The sequence below is a fragment of the Enterobacter sp. V89_11 genome (assembly GCF_029967775.1).
Classification (GTDB): Bacteria; Pseudomonadota; Gammaproteobacteria; order Enterobacterales; family Enterobacteriaceae; genus Enterobacter; species Enterobacter ludwigii.
Map to the genome: position 1 here is coordinate 12,205 of NZ_JASCAN010000002.1, position 20,246 is coordinate 32,450.

The window sequence follows — 20,246 nt, forward strand, 5'->3', positions numbered from 1 at the left end:
TCTATTACAAGGTGCATTTACGCCTATGAAGCCTTCTATCGTCGCTAAACTGGAAGCTCTGCACGAGCGCCATGAAGAAGTACAGGCGCTGCTCGGCGATGCCGGGACCATTGCTGACCAGGAACGTTTTCGCGCGCTCTCGCGTGAATACGCGCAGTTGAGTGATGTATCAAAATGCTTTACCGACTGGCGACAGGTCCAGGAAGATATTGAAACTGCGCAGATGATGCTCGACGACCCTGAAATGCGCGAGATGGCGCAGGAAGAGTTGCTGGACGCAAAAGCGCGTTCTGAAGAGATGGAGCAACAGTTGCAGGTGCTTCTGCTGCCAAAAGATCCGGACGATGAGCGTAACGCCTTTGTCGAAGTCCGCGCCGGGACCGGCGGTGACGAAGCGGCACTGTTTGCCGGCGATCTGTTCCGTATGTACAGCCGCTACGCCGAAGCGCGTCGCTGGCGCGTTGAGATTATGAGCGCCAACGACGGTGAACATGGCGGCTACAAAGAGGTTATCGCTAAAATCAGCGGTGACGGCGTGTACGGTCGTCTGAAGTTTGAATCCGGCGGTCATCGCGTGCAGCGCGTACCTGCCACCGAATCTCAGGGGCGAATTCACACTTCTGCCTGTACGGTTGCGGTGATGCCAGAGTTGCCTGAAGCAGAATTGCCGGACATCAACCCGGCGGACCTGCGTATCGATACCTTCCGCTCCTCCGGGGCAGGGGGTCAGCACGTTAACACCACCGATTCCGCTATCCGTATTACCCACCTGCCAACCGGCATCGTGGTGGAGTGCCAGGACGAACGTTCTCAGCACAAGAACAAAGCCAAAGCCTTATCCGTGCTGGGCGCGCGTATCCACGCGGCTGAAATGGCAAAACGTCAACAGGCGGAAGCCTCCACGCGTCGTAACCTGCTGGGCAGCGGCGATCGCAGCGACCGTAACCGTACCTATAACTTCCCGCAGGGCCGTGTTACCGACCACCGCATCAACCTGACCCTGTACCGTCTGGACGAAGTGATGGAAGGAAAGCTGGATATGCTGATTGAGCCTATCGTGCAGGAATACCAGGCCGACCAGCTGGCAGCACTGTCCGAGCAGGAATAATGGAGTTTCAGCACTGGTTACGGCAGGCCGCCAGTGAGCTTTCCGCGAGCGAAAGCCCTAAACGTGACGCCGAAATTTTGCTTGAGTTTGTGACGGGGAAAGCCCGCACTTACCTGCTGGCTTTCGGCGAGACCCAGCTGAGTGCTGAGCAGGAAGCGCAGCTCGCTACGCTGCTTGCCCGACGCAAAACCGGTGAGCCGGTGGCGCATCTGGTCGGGGAGCGTGAGTTCTGGTCACTGCCATTGTACGTCTCCCCAGCGACCCTGATCCCACGTCCGGACACCGAGTGTCTGGTGGAGCAGGCGCTGTCGCGTTTACCCGCACAAGCCTGCCGAATTCTTGATCTTGGAACCGGCACTGGCGCAATTGCCCTGGCGCTGGCAAGCGAGCGTCCGGACTGCGAGGTGACGGCGGTTGACGTGATGCCCGATGCGGTAGCGCTGGCGCAGCGTAACGTGGCGCGTCTGGGCTTCCCGAACGTCACCGTTCTGCAAAGCAGCTGGTTTAGCGCGCTGGATAACCGCACGTTCGGGATGATTGTCAGCAACCCTCCCTATATCGACGAGCATGACCCGCACCTGACGCAGGGGGACGTGCGTTTCGAACCGCTGACGGCGCTGGTCGCTGCCAACGAAGGGCTGGCGGATATTGTGCATATTGTGACAACGTCACGACAGCATTTGCTCCCCGGCGGCTGGCTGCTGGTCGAGCACGGCTGGACGCAAGGGGACGCGGTGCGTGACGTGTTCATCGCTGCAGGTTATCGTGCCGTGGAGACCTGTCGCGACTATGGCGGCAACGACCGTCTGACGCTGGGACAATGTGCATGAGTCTCTTTACCGTGCTGATCACGGCCCACCTGATAGCCGTTGCCCTGACCATCAGCTTTTTCATCGTCCGTTACGGGTGGCGTTACAGCAATAATCCGCTGATTGACGCCCGCTGGGTGCGTATTGCGCCGCACTGTATTGACACGGTGCTGTTTCTCTCAGGGGCCGGATTAATGTGGAAGACCGGCTATCTGCCATTTACTGATAAAGGCGCATGGCTGACTGAAAAGCTGTTTGGCGTTATCATCTACATCGTTTTGGGTTTTATCGCGCTTGGGCGTCGTCGTCCGCGCAGCCAGCAGACCGGTTTTATCGCCTTTCTGCTGGGGCTGGTGGTGCTGTACATCATCATTAAACTCGCCACCACAAGAATACCGTTACTGGGGTAAGTCATGAGGTCCTTAGCCGATTTCGAATTTAATAAAGTGCCGCTTTGCGATGGCATGATCCTGATTTCGGAGATGATCCGCGACGATTTTACGTCGCAGTACGTCTACGAAGAGCTGGAGAATCTGGTCAGCCTGGCGCGTGAAGAGATCAATCAGGCGCGCCCGCAGGACTGGCAATTAGAGAAGCTGCTTGAGCTTTTCTACGGCGAATGGGGTTTCTGCGACACGCGTGGCGTGTATCGTCTGTCTGACGCACTATGGCTGGATCAGGTCTTAAAAAATCGTCAGGGCAGCGCGGTTGCGCTGGGTTCCATTTTGCTGTGGGTCGCGCATCGTCTGGATATTCCACTGGTGCCGGTCATTTTCCCGACGCAGATGATCCTGCGAGCGGAGTGGCTGGACGGTGAGATGTGGCTCATCAATCCGTTTAACGGCGATACGCTGGATGAGCATACGCTGGACGTCTGGTTAAAAGGCAATATCAGCCCGGTTGCCGAGCTCTTTAATGAAGATCTCGACGAGGCGGATAACGCCGAGGTGATCCGTAAACTGCTGGATACGCTGAAATCTGCGCTGATGGAAGAGCGTCAGATGGAGCTGGCATTACGTGCCAGCGAAGTGCTGCTGCAGTTTAATCCGGAAGATCCGTACGAAATCCGCGATCGCGGGCTGATTTATGCCCAGCTTGATTGCGAGCATGTGGCGCTGAACGATCTGAATTATTTCGTTGAGCAATGCCCGGAAGACCCGATCAGCGAAATGATTCGTGCGCAGATCAACGCGATCTCGCACAAACAAATTACACTGCATTAATCTTAATTCCGATTCACACCTGAATAAGGCGATCCTATGAAACAAAAAGTGGTTAGCATTGGTGATATCAACGTGGCAAACGACCTGCCGTTCGTGCTGTTTGGCGGTATGAACGTGCTGGAATCCCGTGATCTCGCGATGCGTATCTGCGAGCACTACGTGACCGTGACCCAAAAACTGGGTATCCCGTACGTGTTTAAGGCCTCTTTTGACAAAGCCAACCGTTCCTCCATTCACTCTTACCGTGGCCCGGGCCTGGAAGAGGGGATGAAAATTTTCCAGGAACTGAAACAGACCTTTGGCGTGAAAGTGATCACCGACGTGCACGAAGCTTCTCAGGCGCAGCCTGTTGCGGACGTTGTCGACGTTATCCAGCTGCCGGCGTTCCTGGCGCGTCAGACGGACCTGGTGGAAGCGATGGCGAAAACCGGCGCGGTCATCAACGTGAAGAAACCTCAGTTCGTGAGCCCTGGCCAGATGGGTAACATCGTCGATAAATTTATCGAAGGCGGCAACGACAAAGTGATCCTGTGTGACCGTGGCGCAAACTTCGGTTACGACAACCTGGTCGTTGATATGCTCGGCTTCAGCGTGATGAAGAACGTGTCCAACCAGTCTCCGGTCATCTTCGATGTGACCCATGCGCTGCAGTGCCGCGACCCGTTTGGTGCAGCTTCTGGCGGCCGCCGTGCGCAGGTCACCGAGCTGGCGCGCGCCGGTATGGCGACTGGCCTGGCCGGTCTGTTCATTGAAGCACACCCGGACCCGGACAACGCGAAGTGCGACGGCCCATCCGCATTGCCGCTGGCTAAACTGGAGCCGTTCCTGAAACAGATCAAGGCGATTGACGATCTGGTGAAGAGTTTCGACGAGCTGGATACCAGCCACTAATAAAAAAACCCGCTTCGGCGGGTTTTTTTTGGTTATTCCTCTCCCGATGGAAGAGGTGTCGGGTGTGGCCTCAGAGCCTCACCGAACAACGCTTAGGCAAATATCGTCATCAGATAGGCCACAAACAGCGCCATGTGCGCCGCGCCGTTCAGCACGTTGGTGCGCCCGGTCGAGAAGGATATCTGACACAGCAGCAGTGAAGCCACCATCACAATCATCTCTGGCGCACCCAGCGCGAACTGCAGCTCGTTACCGGTCATAAAGGCAATCAGCGTCACCACCGGCACGGTGAGTGAGATAGTCGCCAGGACCGAGCCAAAGAACAGATTCATTGCGCGTTGCACCTGATTGTTCAGCACCGCTCTCAGTGCCCCCAGCCCCTCAGGCGACAGGATAAGCAGCGCCACCAGGAAACCGGTAAACGCGACCGGGGCATTCAGCTCGGTTAACAGCGTCTCCAGCGGGTTGGCGTTCATTTTGGTCACGGCGATAACCGCAATCAGATGTACGATCAACCAAACCGTATGCCACGCGCTGCTGTGAGCCGATGGCTTACCGTGATGCGGGTCGTCGCCGTCATCTTCATGTTCATAGACGAACAGGCTCTGGTGCGTTTTGGTCTGAATCAGCAGGAACACGCCGTACATGGCTGCGGAAATTAGCGCAACCAGCAGCGCCTGACCGGTTGAGAAGTTGGCCCCCGGCAATGCCATCGGGAAGACCAGCACAATAATTGCCAGCGGGAAAAGGGCAATCAGATACTGTTTTATGCCGAACAGATTCATGTACTGGGTCGCAAATTTGCGGCCGCCCAGTAACAGTGAAAAGCCCACCAGACCACCTGTCACAATCATAATGATGGAGTAGAGGGTGTCACGCATCAGGGTCGGTGCGGCGTCACCGGTCGCCATCAGCGCGGAAATCAGGCTGACTTCGAGGATAACCACCGAAAGGCTGAGAATTAGCGAGCCGTAAGGCTCACCCAGGCGATGGGCTAATACGTCCGCATGGCGAACGACGCTAAAGGCGCTGGTTAAGATACCCACCAGAGCAAGAATATTGATACCAACTACCACTGGCAGTGACTGACTGCTTCCCCAGAAGAGCAGCACAGCCAGTGCCAGGACCGGGAAAATGAGTGATGTCTCCTTGTGGCGGGTCTTTACCGCCTCGTGTGCTGCTGTCATGTGCTTCTCCATCAATGCAGGTGCTTGTAATTATAGATAGAATTTTCGGTCATTAAATTAACAGATCTCTGTTAAATACCCTTGATTTTTTACTCAATTTTACTGTTTGTAATGTTTTGGCTTTGGGGTGTCGATAATGGAGCGTGTTCTGTAATTAATCCTTTAATAACATAATATTAAAATTATCATTTACGCATAATTCTTAATTGACTGGCACCATGCCGTATCGTCGTCCACACTTATCTTTTTAACCAAAAGAGGGGTTAGCGATGCCATATAAAACGAAACGCGAATTACCAGACAGCGTGCAACACGTATTACCCGCGCACGCGCAGGATATCTACAAAGAGGCCTTTAACAGCGCCTGGGATCAATACAAAGATAAAGAAGATCGACGTGATGATGCCAGCCGTGAAGAGACCGCGCACAAAGTCGCCTGGGCCGCAGTAAAACATGAATATGAGAAAGGAGACGACGATAAATGGCATAAAAAGAAATAGCCGTGAAATCATTCGCTGCCTTCGTTTTGACTTTTCAGGCGGTTGAACTTCCGTTGTATTGCAACTGGCCCGTGAATTGCTTATCGTTACTCAACTGCTGGCAAAATGACCAGCACACAATGCCGGGAAGGCGGATTACAGATGTCGCAAGGAAGCATGCAGTGGCGGAGGTGGAAAGTGTTAACGCGTGATTTCTTAATGAAGGCAGATTGTAAGACGGCATTTGGTGCTATTGAGGAATCGCTTCTCTGGTCAGCTGAACAACGTGCGGCGTCGCTCGCTGCCACGCTGGCGTGCCGCCCGGATGATGGCCCGGTATGGATTTTTGGCTACGGTTCGCTGATGTGGAACCCGGCTCTCGAATTTGTCGAATCGGCAACAGGCACACTTCCTGGCTGGCATCGCGCATTTTGTTTGCGCCTGACGGCCGGTCGAGGTAGCGCGTGTCAGCCTGGACGCATGCTTGCACTAAAAGAGGGCGGACGCACCACGGGGGTGGCCTACCGCCTGCCCGATGCAACGCTGGAAGACGAACTGACGCTGCTGTGGAAGCGCGAGATGATCACCGGCTGCTATATGCCGAGCTGGTGCAAGCTGGAACTCGATGACGGACGTACCGTTAACGCGCTGGTGTTTATTATGGATCCGCGCCATCCGCTGTATGAAGCGGATACCCGCACGCAGGTCATTGCCCCGTTGATCGCTGCCGCCAGTGGACCGCTGGGCACCAACGCGCAGTATCTCTTTTCGCTCGACCAGGAGCTGACGCGCCTCGGCATGAAGGACGATTGTCTGAATGAGCTGGTGGTGAAGGTGAAAGCGCTGCTGGAAGGGAACCCGCTGAATAATACGCTGCGTCCCGGTTTTGCCTGAGAATGCGCCCGGCTGCGTGAGCAGACCGGGCGTTTGTCTCTTATGCAGCAACGTAGCTTACGGAATGCTCCAGTGACTGACTATGGCTGTCAATCAGAACATCCCACGTGCCGGTGTACGGCACGGTAAGCCATGCCTTGTCATCCTGCACGGTCAGGATATCCGCCTGCGAGTGTTGTTGTGCTTTCGAACTCATCAAATGAATGCGGCAGCGCTCAGAACACCGCACCACGACCGTATCCCCGCCAAACAATTTCAAACTTGTTTTTACCAGTGCCATTTTTTACCCCGTAGTCTTAAACAACGCTCTCCCTGCTGCCATATCCGAGCGTGATATTGTTCACAATTCACTCATGGCATAACACCAAAGGGGGAGGGTGAGGATGCTGACTTTGATCAAAAAATGGCGTAACGATTAAACAAAAATGACAAAATTCCTGAAAATTTACCCTGGCGCGCGTTTTGCCCGGTGAACGCGCGCCACCCTAAAATTAAATGCGGAAATGTCCGGCAGTTTCAGCAAGGTCGCCCGCCTGGCTCTGCAGCGCGCCGGCTGCAGCCGCAGATTGCACCACCAGTTCGGCGTTCTGCTGAACCATTCTGTCCAGATGGGTCACCGCATGGTTAATCTCCTGGATGCCTTTCATCTGCTCGCTGGTGGCGATGGAGATTTCACGCATGATGCCCGACACGCTACCGATGCTGGAGCGGATTTCGTTCATGCTTTCCCCGGCCAGATGAACGTAGCGGGAGCCGGTGGCCACGCTGTTGGTGGTGGAATCGATAAGCGTTTTAATCTCTTTCGCCGCCTGTGCGCTGCGGCTGGCCAGATTACGCACTTCGCCGGCCACCACGGCAAACCCACGGCCTTGCTCTCCGGCGCGTGCGGCTTCCACCGAGGCATTCAGCGCCAGGATATTGGTCTGGAAGGCAATCCCGTCAATCACGCTGGTGATGTCGCCAATCTTCGCGGAAGCCACTTCAATGGACTGCATGGTGCTGATGGCCTGCGATACCACCTCGCCGCCGCGAGCCGCCGCCGCAGAGGCCTTACTCGCCTGGTCATTGGCTTCAGCCGCAGACTCGTTCGACTGGGTTACTGACGCGGTGATCTCTTCCACGGCGCTGGCCGTTTCGCGAAGGCTGGAGGCGGCCTGCTCGGTACGCCCTGAGAGGTCCTGGTTACCTGCCGCAATTTCCCGCGCGGCGTTTTTCACCGATGCGCTGGCATCCCGCAGTTGTACCATCACCACCGAGAGCTTGTCGCTGAAGGCGTTAAACGCCTGCGCTATCTGCGCCACTTCGTCATCGCCGCTGTCCGGCAGGCGTTGCGACAGATCGTTAGTGCCGTTCGCAATGTTATGCATCGCATCGCGAATGTCAGACAGGCGCTTCAGCAGACGCGCAATCAGGAAGTGAACAATGGCGCCGCTGAGTAAGGCCAGAATCACCAGCGAGATGGCCGAGGCTTTCAGCAGCGAGCGCATTCCGGAGGTGGCATCGCCTGTGTCCAGGGCAACAACCAGCATCCAGTTCGTACCCGGCACGGCGGTTGCCACGAAGGTTTTTTCGGCGCCATTGAAGGTCCCGTTTACCGGTTTTCCACTTTTCAGCGCCGCAAAGTCAATGCCTTTGAGGGTTTCGGCGAACGGTTTAAGCGTCAGGGCAGGGTCGCTGGCGGCAATGACGGTGCCATCGCTATTCAGCAGCAGCCCGCTGCTTGCCGGGGTTGGGTGGATCCCGCGCACGTTAGCTACCACGCTGTCCATCGCCACATCGCCAGCCACCACGGCTTTCAGGGTACCGTTTTCTTTCACCGGCACGGCAAACGTCACCACCAGTTTTCCGCTACCGGCGTCGACATATGGCGCGGTCACGACCGGGCTATCCTGGCTTACGACCTGCTGATACCAGGGACGGATCGTGGGGTCATAATCCGCCGGTACGCCCGCTGGTTCAGAGAATTTCGCCGTTTTGCTGGCATAGCCAACGTATACGTTAGTGAACCCACCCGCCTGGGCAAGCTGTTTAAAGACCGGAACCGGATCGTCGCTGAGCGCAACGGTTTGTGCGGAGGCGATAACCGTCATTTTGCTCTTCACCCAGTCCGCAATCGCCATGTTATGGCTGGCGCTGGTGCTGGTCAGGATGTCGCGCTGTGACTGCTGGTTATCCTGGCGTGTGACCTGAAAATTGATGACAGTATTAAGAAGAAGGGCGACGACCAGACAACCTGTCGTCGCGGCAATGATGCGTGCACGAATGGATCTGAACATAAGTGAAATACCTGCTGTGTTGTTTCCATGCCTATCGGCAACCCTGCAGGTAAACTTGATGCTGAAACCGCGTCCATAAGAAAATAATATTTTTACGGGTTTATTATTAAAAAGTTAATACTTTATCGGCGCGCAGAGTCCACTCGGCCAGTTCAACGAGCGTGCCGATTTCCACACCTTCAATCAGTGGCAATCCGGTGATGCCGCGCCCGTCGGTGCAGGTCTTGCACAGTTTGACCGGAACGTTTTGCGCGGTCAGGATCTCCAGCATCTGCTGGAGGTTGTAACCTTCTGCCGGTTTTTGTCCCTTCAGCCCGGCGGTGACCGCATCCGACATTAAAAAGAGCCGTAACTCCAGTTCACTCTCTTTATCACGTAGCGCGATCGCCAGACGCAGGCTGTTAAAAAGGGATTCGCTGCCGTAAGCCGCACCGTTGGCGACGATAACAATCTTTTGCATGTTGACTCCTGTTCTTTTAAAGGCACGAATATTGCTTAGCTATCCAGGGTTTCGCTGTCCGGGAGAGTAAGCATGACATTAATGGCTGGCATTTCGCCAGGTGCGACCGAATGGCTCCAGCGTGCAAGGTCGATGCGCCGGGAGCAACTGAGCAGGCTGGCACAGCTTGGCGTGCTGGTTAACGCCATCAGCCTGCTGGTGCATATGCTGCAGTGCGAGCGTGGAGCCTCTAACGTCTGGCTCTGCTCACAGGGTAAGCTGTACGCTGCCGAATGCAAAGCGAGCCGGGCGCTGGTGAATGAGAACCTCACTGCGCTTTATGACGTTCTGGATAATCACTCCCCGTTCCAGGGCAGCGGCGTGTGCGAACGTATAGCCGGCGCGCTGCTCAGTCTGGATAACCTGTCAGCCCTTCGTGACGGCGTTATTCAGCAAACCATCACGGCCCCGCAGGCGATGGATCACTATTGTCGCATCCTGCGTCATCTGCTCAGTATCGTACCGCAGCTTAATGACAGCATTGACGATCCGCAAATCGCAGGCCGCTTTGTCGCACTTTATAGCCTGATGCAGGGTAAAGAGCTGGCGGGACAAGAGCGGGCGCTGGGCGCCATTGGCTTCACGCAGGGCTATTTTGACGATGGCATCCGTCAGCGGCTGGTGGACCGGATTGACGGACAGCAGGCCTGCTTCGAGATTTTCATGACCCACAGCACGGCGGATGTGCAAACCACCTTTTCCCAGAATTGCCAGCCTGACCGTGAGACGGAACAACTGAGGCGCGTGGCCTGTACCCGCCAGCCAGCCGCTGACAATGGCCATACCGCACTGGCCTGGTTTGCTCTGCAAACGGCACGCCTTGAGCATCTGCGCACCCTGGAGGAGATGGTTATCGCCGATCTGATGATCGCGGTGGACGAGCGTATCCATCGCCAGGAGGAGTACACGCTACCGGCTGAGGAGCAGGACGATCCGCTGGCCTCTTATCCGGATAAGCCCTTGTTAACCCTGGTTCGCCAGCAGGCGCGCGAGATAGAACAGCTTTCCCGTCAGCTCGCGTCACTGCGCGATACGCTCGAAGAGCGCAAAACCATCGATAAAGCGAAAAGCGTACTGATGACCCATCAAAAGATGAGTGAGGAACAGGCATGGACGGCGCTGCGTAAAATGGCGATGGACAAAAACCAGCGCATGGTAGATATCGCCCGCGCGCTGCTCACCGTGAAAAGCTTGTGGCAGGTAACCCCTAAGGAGTAGCTGCACAATCAGTGGGCATTTAGTGCCTGATTGAGGTGCGCGGTCGTGGAGATTTCCCGGTAAACGCCCGGAAAACAGGGCAGTAAAACCTGGCATTCCCTTTGCATTATCTGATTAACCATTTTTGACGGTGCGCCAACGGCGGTGCATCTGTCTTCGGGATAAAGGCGTCCAGCGGTGCTTCGGCACGGGTGGGCGCTTTTTTTTGTCTTTTTTTCAGGAGTGGTCATGGCGGATTTGTCGAGACGGCGGTTTTTACAGGCCAGCATGCTGGCGAGCGGCGCCATGTTGTTACCGGGTGTCATGCAGGCCGCGTGGGCGGCAGGCTCGGATAAACCGGAGCAGGAGACGGTGCGCATTGGGTTTATACCGTTAACCGACTGCGCGCCGGTGGTTATCGCGGCGCTGAAGGGGTTTGATAAAAAATATGGCATCACCATCGTGCCAACCAAAGAGGCAAGCTGGGCAGCCGTGCGCGATAAGCTGGTGGCCGGCGAACTGGACGCCGCCCACATTCTTTACGGCCTGCTGTACGGGCTGGAGCTGGGGCTTGCCGGTAAGCCACAGCAGATGGCAAACCTGATGACCCTGAACCAGAACGGTCAGGCCATCACGCTCTCCAGCGATCTGGCCGAGAAGGGCGTTCGCGATCTCGACGGGCTGAAAACGCTGATTGGGCAGCAGGCACCCGGCACTTATACCTTCGCACACACCTTCCCGACCGGTACGCATGCGATGTGGTTGTACTACTGGCTGGCCAGCGCGGGCATTAATCCGTTCGATGACGTCCGGACCGTGGTTGTGCCGCCGCCGCAAATGGTGATGAACATGCGGATTGGCAACATGGTCGGCTTTTGCGTTGGTGAGCCGTGGAATGCGCGCGCCATTAACGACCGCATCGGGTTTACCGCCGCAACGTCCCAGTCGATCTGGGCCGATCATCCGGAAAAAATTCTTGGCACACGTCGCGACTGGGTGGAGAAAAACCCGAACACCGCGCGGGCGCTGGTGAGTGCGGTACTGGAAGCCGCACGCTGGATCGATGCATCACCAGACAACAAACGTGAGACCGCCCAAATCCTCGCTCGCCGGGCGTGGCTGAACACCAAAGAGCAGTATCTCACCGGACGGATGCTGGGAGAGTACGACAACGGGCTTGGCCAGCGCTGGCAGGATGCGCATCCGATCCGTTTCTTCAACGAGGGTGCCGTCAGCTATCCGTACCTCTCCGACGGGATGTGGTTTTTAACCCAGTTCCGCCGCTGGGGCTTGCTCAAATCGGCGCCGGATTATGCCGCCATCGCGCAGCGCATTAACCAGACCTCGGTCTGGCAGGATGCCGCCACGGCGGTGGGAGGCATATCCACCCCGTCATCACCGTATCGCAGCAGCACCCTGATGGACGGTACCGTCTGGAACGGTACCGATCCGGACGGTTACGCCAACCGCTTCGCTATTCACCGTAAAGGGGCCTGATTATGCAGCATCTGCACAGCACGAAATCGAAAGACGAGACGCCGGCGAGCGGGGAAGTGATTACCCTCCCTCCGGTACAGGTTCGCCGCCGCGCACCGACGTTCACGCGACGGATGAATGACCTTCTGCAGCGCGTGATCCCGGCGCTGCTGGGGCTCGGGTTACTGGTGTTGCTCTGGCAACTGGCCGCGATCAACAGCAAAGGGTTCCCGACGCCGCTCAGCACGCTGGATTCCGCGTTAACGCTCTTCGCTGACCCGTTTTACCGCGACGGGCCAAACGATATGGGTATCGGCTGGAACGTGCTCGCTTCGCTGCAGCGCGTGGCGGTGGGCTTTGGTCTGGCGGCGCTCGCGGGGATCCCGCTCGGTTTCCTGATCGGTCGCTTCACCTTTTGCTCGCGCATGTTCAGCCCGTTGATCGCACTGTTACGCCCGGTCAGTCCTTTAGCCTGGCTGCCTATCGGCCTGCTGCTGTTCCAGAAAGCGGAACCCGCCTCCAGCTGGACCATTTTTATCTGTTCAATATGGCCAATGGTGATTAACACCGCCGAAGGGGTACGTCGTATTCCGCAGGATTACCTCAACGTTGCCCGCGTGCTGCAGCTCTCCGAGTGGACCATCATGCGGCGGATCCTCTTCCCGGCCGTGCTGCCCGCGGTGCTGACCGGGGTTCGCCTCTCTATTGGCATCGCCTGGCTGGTCATTGTCGCCGCCGAGATGCTCACCGGTGGGCTGGGGATCGGCTTCTGGATCTGGAATGAGTGGAACAACCTCAACGTCGAAAACATTCTCATCGCCATCGTCATCATTGGCGTGGTCGGGTTGCTGCTGGAGCAGGGGCTGATGCTGATCGCCCGTCGCTTTAGCTGGCAGGAAAAATAAGGAGCGAAGATGAAACCATTAATTCAGGTCCAGGCCGTGAGCCAGCGTTTTTCTACCGCCAGCGGCGAGTTTCTGGCGCTGCAGAACGTCTCTTTTGATATTCACGAAGGCGAAACCGTGAGCCTGATTGGCCACTCCGGGTGCGGCAAATCGACGTTGCTGAACCTGATTGCCGGGATCACCCTGCCGACCGAAGGTGGGCTGATTTGCGATAACCGCGAAATCGCCGGGCCAGGACCAGAGCGTGCGGTGGTGTTTCAGAACCATTCTCTGCTGCCGTGGCTCACCTGCTTCGACAACGTTGCGCTGGCGGTGGATCAGGTCTTTCGCCGCACCATGAGCAAGGCGGAGCGCAAGGAATGGATTGAACACAACCTCGATCGCGTCCAGATGGGGCATGCCCTGCATAAACGGCCTTCGGAAATCTCCGGCGGCATGAAACAGCGCGTTGGCATTGCCCGTGCGCTGGCGATGAAGCCGAAGGTCCTGCTGATGGATGAACCGTTTGGCGCGCTGGATGCGCTCACGCGCGCGCATCTGCAGGACTCGGTGATGCAAATCCAGCAGGCGCTGAACACCACCATCGTGCTTATCACCCACGATGTGGACGAGGCTGTGCTGCTTTCTGACCGGGTACTGATGATGACTAACGGCCCGGCGGCCACCGTCGGCGAGGTGCTGCACGTTGACCTGCCTCGCCCGCGCAATCGGGTTCAGCTGGCGGACGATAGCCGCTATCACCATATGCGTCAGCAGATCCTCCATTTCCTCTATGAAAAACAGCCTAAAGCGGCGTAACGGAGGCGGTGATGCGACTGATCGTTATCGGTAATGGAATGGCCGCAACACGGCTGATTGCCTCGCTGACCGAGCGTGCGCCCGGTCGCTTCACGATCACCGTGTTTGGCGAGGAGTCGGAACACGCTTACAACCGCATCATGCTCTCGCCGGTACTGGGCGGGGAAAAACAGGCGCAGCAGATCCGCCTGCAGGATGACGCCTGGTATCACGCACGGGGTGTGACGGTACGACGGGGCGAAAAGGTGCTCTCCGTGGATGTTGAGAAACGCGAGGTCCGTACCACAGCAACCACGCTGGCCTGGGACGAACTGGTCTTTGCCACCGGGTCGACGCCTTTTGTACCCCCCATTCCGGGCGGTGACGCTCTGCATGTCTTCACCTTTCGTACGCTGGCCGATATCCGCGCGATTCAGGAGAACCCGGGGCCAGCTGTAGTGCTGGGCGGTGGGGTGCTCGGCGTTGAGGTCGCTGCGGCACTGGCCCGGTCTTGTGACAACGTCACGCTGGTGCATCGTGGTGCGTGGCTGATGGAACAGCAGCTCGATCGGCAGGCAGGCGTTTTGCTTGAAGAGGCGCTGGCGGAGCGCGGCGTTCGCTGCGAACTGTCATCGGGAATGACCGCCATTGCGGCGGATGCCGTGACGTTACACAACGGACGCAAGATTAACGCCTCTCGCGTGGTGCTGGCGACCGGCGTGCAGCCCAATGTCGCACTGGCAAAAGGCAGCGGCATTCACTGTGTCCGCGGCATTGTGGTTAACCACCAGATGCAGACCTCAGTCCCGGCGATCAGCGCCATTGGTGAGTGCTGTGAAATCGACGGCCAGACGTTCGGCCTGGTCGCACCTTGCCTGGCGCAGGCAGATATCCTCGCCGCCCGGCTGGCTGGGGAGGCTAGCACGCCATTTGCCCTGACCGACAGCGGCATGCGCCTCAAAGTACCCGGTGTGGAGCTGTTCAGCGCCGGGCGAGCAGAGGTTCTGCCGGACGATGTGGTCTGGAGCGCCTGGGATCCGCTGACCCGTCACTATCGCCGTTTGTTACTGCATCGCGGTGCGCTTGCTGGCGTGCTGCTGATGGGGGATTGCCGCAACGCGGCAACATTCACCGATTTACTGGCAACGGCTGCGCCCGCCCACGCGGACTGGCTGTTCAATCGATTCACTACGCAACCGCAGGTTGCAGGACAAAACGCTATGACAAAACCTACGCTGGTGGTGGTTGGACACGGTATGGTCGGCCATCATTTTCTCGAAGACTGTGTGAAGCGCAATTTGCACCGGCAGTACCAGATTATCGTTTTTGGCGAAGAGCGCTATGCCGCCTACGATCGTGTGCATTTGTCAGAGTATTTTGGCGGACGAAGCGCAGAATCGCTCTCACTGGTGGACGGTGATTTCTTTGCTGAACACGGCATTGAGCTTCGCCTCTCGCAGCAAATTGTGAGTATCGATCGCGACGCACACGTCGTGCGTACCGCCAGTGGGCATGAAACCCACTGGGACAAACTGGTGCTGGCGACCGGCTCGTACCCGTTTGTGCCTCCGGTACCGGGCAGCACGCTGCCGGGCTGCTTTGTTTACCGTACGCTGGACGACCTGGATAACATCGCCGCGCAGGCAAAGCAATCCCGTCGCGGGGTGGTCATTGGCGGTGGCCTGCTGGGACTGGAAGCCGCGAATGCCCTGAAACAGCTGGGCCTGGAAACGCACGTCGTGGAGTTTGCGCCACACCTGATGGCGGTACAACTCGACAACGACGGCGCGGCCATGCTGCGCAAAAAGATCGAAGCGCTTGGCGTGGGCGTTCACACCAGCAAAGCCACCACCGACATCGTCTCTGCGAACGGCGGGCTGGTGATGCGCTTTGCGGACGGCGAACAGCTGGAAACTGACATCGTGGTCTTCTCTGCAGGTATTCGCCCGCAGGATGTACTGGGGCGCAGCAGTGGCCTGGTGACCGGAGAGCGCGGCGGGATTTGCATTGATAACCAGTGCCAGACTTCCGATAAAGACGTGTTCGCTATCGGCGAATGTGCGCTGTGGGAGGGTAAAATTTTTGGCCTGGTCGCCCCGGGTTATCAGATGGCGCGGGTGGCATCGGCCACGCTGGCGGGAGAGGCGAGCGCCTTTACCGGGGCTGACATGAGCACCAAACTGAAGCTGCTGGGGGTAGATGTGGCCTCGTTTGGCGATGCCCATGGAAGAACACCCGGCGCGCTTAGCTATCAATGGACGCATGGTCCGCAGCAAATCTATAAAAAGATCGTGGTCAGTGAGGACAATAAAACCCTGTTGGGCGGCGTACTGGTGGGGGATGCCAGCGAATATGCGACCCTGGTGCAGATGATGCTCAACGGCATAGCGTTGCCCAAAGAGCCTGAAACGCTAATTTTACCTTCCTTCGCCGGGAGCGCGCCAAAAGCCCTCGGCGTGGCGGCACTGCCTGACAGTGCGCAGATCTGCTCCTGCCATAACGTCAGCAAAGGTGATATCTGCCAGGCGGTAAGTGCCGGTGCCGCGGATATTGGAGCCATAAAACAGTGCACCAAAGCCGCGACCGGTTGCGGAGGATGCAGCGCGCTGGTGAAACAAGTGATGGAGTACCAGCTTGCGGAGCAGGGCGTGGAGGTAAAAAAGGACATCTGCGAACACTTCCCGTGGTCGCGTCAGGAAATCTATCACCTGGTGCGCGTCAATCATATTCGTACCTTCGACCAGCTTATCAGCCGTTACGGGCAGGGGCACGGTTGCGAAATCTGTAAACCGCTGGTGGGGTCAGTGCTCGCCTCCTGCTGGAATGAGTACCTGCTGAAACCGGCACATCTGCCGCTGCAGGACACCAACGACCGTTATTTTGCCAATATTCAGAAAGACGGGACGTACTCCATCGTGCCCCGGATGCCTGCAGGGGAAGTGTCGGCCGACGGCTTGATAGCTATCGGCCAGATCGCCAAACGCTACCAGCTGTACAGCAAAATCACGGGCGGGCAGCGTATCGACCTCTTTGGCGCCACGCTCGACCAGCTGCCGGCGATCTGGCAGGCGCTGGTGGAGGCCGGATTTGAGACCGGTCACGCGTACGGTAAATCCCTGCGCACGGTGAAATCCTGCGTCGGGTCGACCTGGTGCCGCTATGGCGTGCAAGATTCCACGCGTCTCGCGGTCACGCTTGAGCACCGCTATAAAGGCTTACGCGCGCCGCACAAAATTAAAATGGCCGTGTCCGGTTGTACCCGTGAATGTGCGGAGGCTCAGAGCAAGGATGTGGGCGTCATTGCGACCGACAAAGGCTGGAACCTTTATCTCTGCGGTAACGGCGGCATGAAACCGCGCCATGCGGACCTCTTTGCCAGCGATCTGGATGACGAGACGCTGATCCGTACCGTCGACCGCTTCCTGATGTTCTACATCCGCACGGCGGATCGCCTGCAGCGTACCAGTACGTGGATGGACAATCTGGAAGGGGGGATCGACTACCTGCGCGAGGTGATTCTTCACGACAGCCTGGGCATTGCGCACGAGCTGGAACAGGAGATGGCCCGCGTGGTGGAAACCTACCAGTGTGAATGGCAGACCACGCTTAACGATCCGAGCCGTCTGGCGCTGTTCCGTACCGAAGTGAACCGTCAGCCGGTGGAGGAGAATAAACGCTGGCAAGCGGTCTGCGCTATCGATGAGATCCCTGAGCAGGCGGGGATCGGCGCCCGGCTGGGGCGAAAACCGATTGCGCTTTTCCGCTTTGGTCAATCTGTCTATGCCCTCGACGACCTCGAGCCGGGCAGCACAGCAAACGTGCTTTCACGCGGTATTCTCGGCGATGCTGCCGGCGAGCCGGTGGTCATCTCTCCGCTCTATAAGCAGCGTATCCGTCTGCGCGACGGCTGTCAGGCCGATAACGGGGAACCTGCGGTGCGCGCCTGGCCGGTGAAAATAGAAAACGGTCAGGTGTGGGTCGGGAACGACGCGCAGATCTTGCGTGCGGAGGCGTCATGAATGAAACCCGAACGACGTGCCCCTACTGCGGGGTGGGCTGCGGCGTGATCGCAACGGTAGAGGGCGAGAAGGTCACCGTGCGCGGAGATGAACGCCATCCCGCCAGTTTTGGACGCCTGTGCGTTAAAGGCTCGGCATTAGGCGAAACGACCGGTCTGCAGGGGCGACTGCTGCACCCGGTGGTCGACGGGCAGGAGGTGGAATGGTCCCGGGCGCTGGCGGCGGCAGGTGAACGGCTGCAGACCATCATCGACACCTGGGGACCACAGGCGGTGGCGTTTTACGCCTCCGGCCAGCTGTTGACTGAGGACTATTACGCCGCCAATAAGCTGATGAAAGGGTTTATCGGTGCGGCAAACATAGATACCAACTCGCGGCTCTGTATGTCGTCCGCGGTGGCAGGCTACAAGCGCGCGTTTGGTGAAGATGTGGTGCCGTGCAGCTATGAGGATGTGGAAAACAGCGATCTGGTGGTGCTGGTCGGGTCAAATGCGGCATGGACCCATCCGGTGCTGTATCAGCGGCTGGTACAGGCGCGCCAGAACAATCCTGCGATGAAAGTTGTGGTTATCGACCCACGCAAAACGGCCACCTGCGATATTGCTGACCTGCATCTGGCGCTTACGCCCGGCAGTGACGCCGGGCTGTTTGTCGGTTTACTCAATCTGATTCAGGGAACCGACGCGTGGCCCATCGCCCGGGTGGCTGAGTTTTGTGGACTCTCAACCGAGGTCGTGGGGACCTTCTACGACTGGTTTGTGACTGCGCCGCGGGCCATCACGCTCTACACCATGGGCATTAATCAGTCCTCAAGCGGCAGCGACAAGTGTAATGCCATCATCAACGTTCATCTGGCCAGCGGAAAATTCGCCCGTCAGGGTTGCGGACCGTTTTCGCTGACCGGACAGCCTAACGCGATGGGGGGGCGGGAGGTGGGTGGGCTGGCGAACCAGCTTGCCGCTCACATGAATTTCGAGCCGGAGTCTCTTTCGCGGGTGGCGCGTTTTTGGGGTACAGAAAGACTGGCCCAGACGCCGGGCCTGATGGCGGTGGAGTTGTTTGATGCGATCGCCCGCGGCGAAGTGAAAGCGGTGTGGATCATGGGCACCAATCCTGCCGTCTCGCTGCCGGACAGCCACGCGGTGTGCCAGGCGCTGGAACATTGCCCGCTGGTGATTGTCTCCGAGGTGATGCAGGAGACCGACACCAGCCGCTATGCCCATATCCGCTTCCCGGTACAGGCGTGGGGGGAGAAAGACGGCACGGTAACCAATTCCGAGCGGCGTATTTCGCGCCAGCGCGCCTTTTTGCCGGCGCCAGGCGAGACCAAACCGGACTGGTGGATCATCGCCCGGGTGGCACAGGCGCTGGGCTATGGTGAAGCCTTCGCCTGGGAACATCCGCAGCAAATTTTTTGTGAGCATGCAGCGCTCTCGGCCTTTGAAAATGACGGTGCGCGGGCGTTTAACCTTCATGAACTGGCGTCACTTACCCGTGAGGAATGGGACCGGCTTGAGCCTTATCAGTGGCCAGCGGGGGCCTTTGCGCGCCGGGAAATTGTGCCGGTAGAGCCTCAGCCACACGGTGCGGCAATAAACGCGCTATACCCGCTGATTCTCAATACCGGGCGTATCCGCGATCAGTGGCACACCATGACCCGGACGGGGTACGTCCCGAAACTGATGCAGCATAGTGCTGAGCCGTGTGTTGAGATCGGCGCCGCCGATGCCATGCGCTTCTCACTGTGCGACGGACAGCTGGCGCGCATCAGTTCTCCGCGTGGGGTGATGCTGGCAAGAGTGCGTATCACTGACGGGCAGCGAGAAGGTGAGCTGTTTGTGCCAATGCACTGGAATGCCCTGTTTGCCCGCCAGGGGAAGGTGAATGCGCTGGTGGAAGGGCGCTGTGACCCGCTGTCCGGTCAGCCCGAGAGTAAACAGACGGCCGTCAGGATTATGCCCTGGCAGCCGGGCTGGCAGGGTGAGCTTTATGCCCGTGAACTGCCGGAGCTTCCCCCCTCTGTCTGCTGGTGGCGTAAAGTCTCACGTCTGACGGTGGCGGGGGATAAGCCGTTGCTGGCGTGGGTTATGCAGTACGCCAGTGAACGGGGCTGGCAGCTGCAGGTCGCGCAGACCAGCGAGCGCAGCAGCGTGCTGGCCTGGCATGACGGACAATTGATGCTCGGGTTCTGGGAAGGCACTGCGTTACCGACACTGGCGCACGCGGTAATTGAAGCCGCGTTTCGTTCACCTCCCGTGACGCTTGCTGAGCGCCACGCGTTGTTGAATGGACAGGGAACCGGGGACAGTGTCGATCCGGGCCGGATCATCTGCAGCTGTTTCAGCGTGGGGGAAAACGTCATACGCGAGGCGATTGGGGGAGGGTGTGATTCCGTCGCGGCGCTGGGTGCCAGGCTGCGCTGCGGAACGAACTGCGGCTCCTGTGTGCCTGAACTAAAAACAATGTTTCAGGATATTCCGGAAAATTCCTCTTAAGGCTGCAAAAC

Annotated in this window: 17 protein-coding genes; 13 read left to right on the forward strand and 4 right to left on the reverse strand. The window is 58.0% G+C overall.

What is annotated here, in order from left to right:
* Positions 1-25: 25 nt before the first annotated feature.
* The 5 genes from prfA to kdsA are packed head-to-tail and all read left to right on the forward strand — an operon-like array spanning position 26 to position 4,031.
* The gene (gene prfA / locus QLG09_RS01620) at positions 26-1,108 is read left to right on the forward strand and encodes a peptide chain release factor 1 (protein WP_014170499.1); all 1,083 of its coding nucleotides are present in this window, start codon (positions 26-28) and stop codon (positions 1,106-1,108) included.
* On the forward strand, positions 1,108-1,938 hold the full coding sequence (gene prmC, locus QLG09_RS01625; protein WP_014170498.1) for a peptide chain release factor N(5)-glutamine methyltransferase: 831 nt from the start codon (positions 1,108-1,110) through the stop codon (positions 1,936-1,938). The genes prfA and prmC overlap by 1 nt, the downstream gene beginning before the upstream one ends.
* Entirely contained in the window at positions 1,935-2,327 is a 393-nt protein-coding gene (sirB2, locus tag QLG09_RS01630) for an invasion regulator SirB2 (protein WP_020882348.1), read from the forward strand. The genes prmC and sirB2 overlap by 4 nt, the downstream gene beginning before the upstream one ends.
* A gap of 3 nt (positions 2,328-2,330) precedes the next feature.
* Positions 2,331-3,140 (forward strand): invasion regulator SirB1, encoded by an 810-nt coding sequence (gene sirB1, locus QLG09_RS01635; RefSeq protein ID WP_014170496.1) that lies wholly within the window; start codon positions 2,331-2,333, stop codon positions 3,138-3,140.
* Between the two features lie 36 nt (positions 3,141-3,176).
* Positions 3,177-4,031 carry a 3-deoxy-8-phosphooctulonate synthase gene (gene kdsA, locus QLG09_RS01640; RefSeq protein ID WP_014170494.1) on the forward strand — a complete coding sequence of 285 codons (855 nt, stop codon included), beginning with the start codon at positions 3,177-3,179 and terminating at the stop codon, positions 4,029-4,031.
* Between the two features lie 92 nt (positions 4,032-4,123).
* Here the strand turns inward: kdsA and chaA are convergent, their stop codons facing one another.
* Positions 4,124-5,218 (reverse strand): sodium-potassium/proton antiporter ChaA, encoded by a 1,095-nt coding sequence (gene chaA / locus QLG09_RS01645; RefSeq protein WP_020882349.1) that lies wholly within the window; start codon positions 5,216-5,218, stop codon positions 4,124-4,126.
* Positions 5,219-5,487: 269 nt separating this feature from the next.
* On the opposite strand from chaA, the gene chaB reads away from it, so the two are divergent.
* Entirely contained in the window at positions 5,488-5,718 is a 231-nt protein-coding gene (gene chaB, locus QLG09_RS01650; RefSeq protein WP_032680829.1) for a putative cation transport regulator ChaB, read from the forward strand.
* A 177-nt stretch (positions 5,719-5,895) separates the two neighbouring features.
* Positions 5,896-6,591, forward strand: coding sequence for a gamma-glutamylcyclotransferase (locus QLG09_RS01655; RefSeq protein ID WP_020882351.1), 696 nt, complete (start codon positions 5,896-5,898; stop codon positions 6,589-6,591).
* Between the two features lie 40 nt (positions 6,592-6,631).
* On the opposite strand, the gene QLG09_RS01660 is transcribed toward QLG09_RS01655, so the two are convergent.
* From QLG09_RS01660 to QLG09_RS01670, 3 genes are all read right to left on the reverse strand, one after another.
* Positions 6,632-6,871, reverse strand: a complete 240-nt coding sequence (locus QLG09_RS01660) for a DUF1883 domain-containing protein (protein WP_014170489.1) — start codon at positions 6,869-6,871, stop codon at positions 6,632-6,634.
* Positions 6,872-7,082: 211 nt separating this feature from the next.
* Positions 7,083-8,867: a methyl-accepting chemotaxis protein gene (locus QLG09_RS01665; protein WP_282488691.1), complete on the reverse strand. Its 1,785-nt coding sequence runs from the start codon at positions 8,865-8,867 to the stop codon at positions 7,083-7,085.
* Positions 8,868-8,973: 106 nt separating this feature from the next.
* Positions 8,974-9,327, reverse strand: coding sequence for a DsrE/DsrF/TusD sulfur relay family protein (locus tag QLG09_RS01670; protein ID WP_282488692.1), 354 nt, complete (start codon positions 9,325-9,327; stop codon positions 8,974-8,976).
* A 72-nt stretch (positions 9,328-9,399) separates the two neighbouring features.
* On the opposite strand from QLG09_RS01670, the gene nasR reads away from it, so the two are divergent.
* The 6 genes from nasR to QLG09_RS01700 all read left to right on the forward strand — a co-directional run bounded on the left by nasR (position 9,400) and on the right by QLG09_RS01700 (position 20,235).
* Entirely contained in the window at positions 9,400-10,584 is a 1,185-nt protein-coding gene (gene nasR, locus QLG09_RS01675) for a nitrate regulatory protein NasR (RefSeq protein ID WP_113656314.1), read from the forward strand.
* 228 nt (positions 10,585-10,812) lie between these two features.
* On the forward strand, positions 10,813-12,060 hold the full coding sequence (locus QLG09_RS01680) for a CmpA/NrtA family ABC transporter substrate-binding protein (RefSeq protein ID WP_032678342.1): 1,248 nt from the start codon (positions 10,813-10,815) through the stop codon (positions 12,058-12,060).
* Positions 12,061-12,062: 2 nt separating this feature from the next.
* Complete coding sequence (gene ntrB / locus QLG09_RS01685; protein WP_014170482.1) at positions 12,063-12,944, forward strand: nitrate ABC transporter permease; 882 nt, start codon at positions 12,063-12,065, stop codon at positions 12,942-12,944.
* Positions 12,945-12,953: 9 nt separating this feature from the next.
* Positions 12,954-13,742 (forward strand): ABC transporter ATP-binding protein, encoded by a 789-nt coding sequence (locus tag QLG09_RS01690; protein ID WP_014170481.1) that lies wholly within the window; start codon positions 12,954-12,956, stop codon positions 13,740-13,742.
* A gap of 11 nt (positions 13,743-13,753) precedes the next feature.
* Positions 13,754-17,740, forward strand: coding sequence for a nitrite reductase large subunit NirB (gene nirB / locus QLG09_RS01695; protein WP_282488694.1), 3,987 nt, complete (start codon positions 13,754-13,756; stop codon positions 17,738-17,740).
* On the forward strand, positions 17,737-20,235 hold the full coding sequence (locus QLG09_RS01700) for a nitrate reductase (RefSeq protein WP_282488695.1): 2,499 nt from the start codon (positions 17,737-17,739) through the stop codon (positions 20,233-20,235). The genes nirB and QLG09_RS01700 overlap by 4 nt, the downstream gene beginning before the upstream one ends.
* The last annotated feature ends 11 nt before the right edge of the window (positions 20,236-20,246 follow it).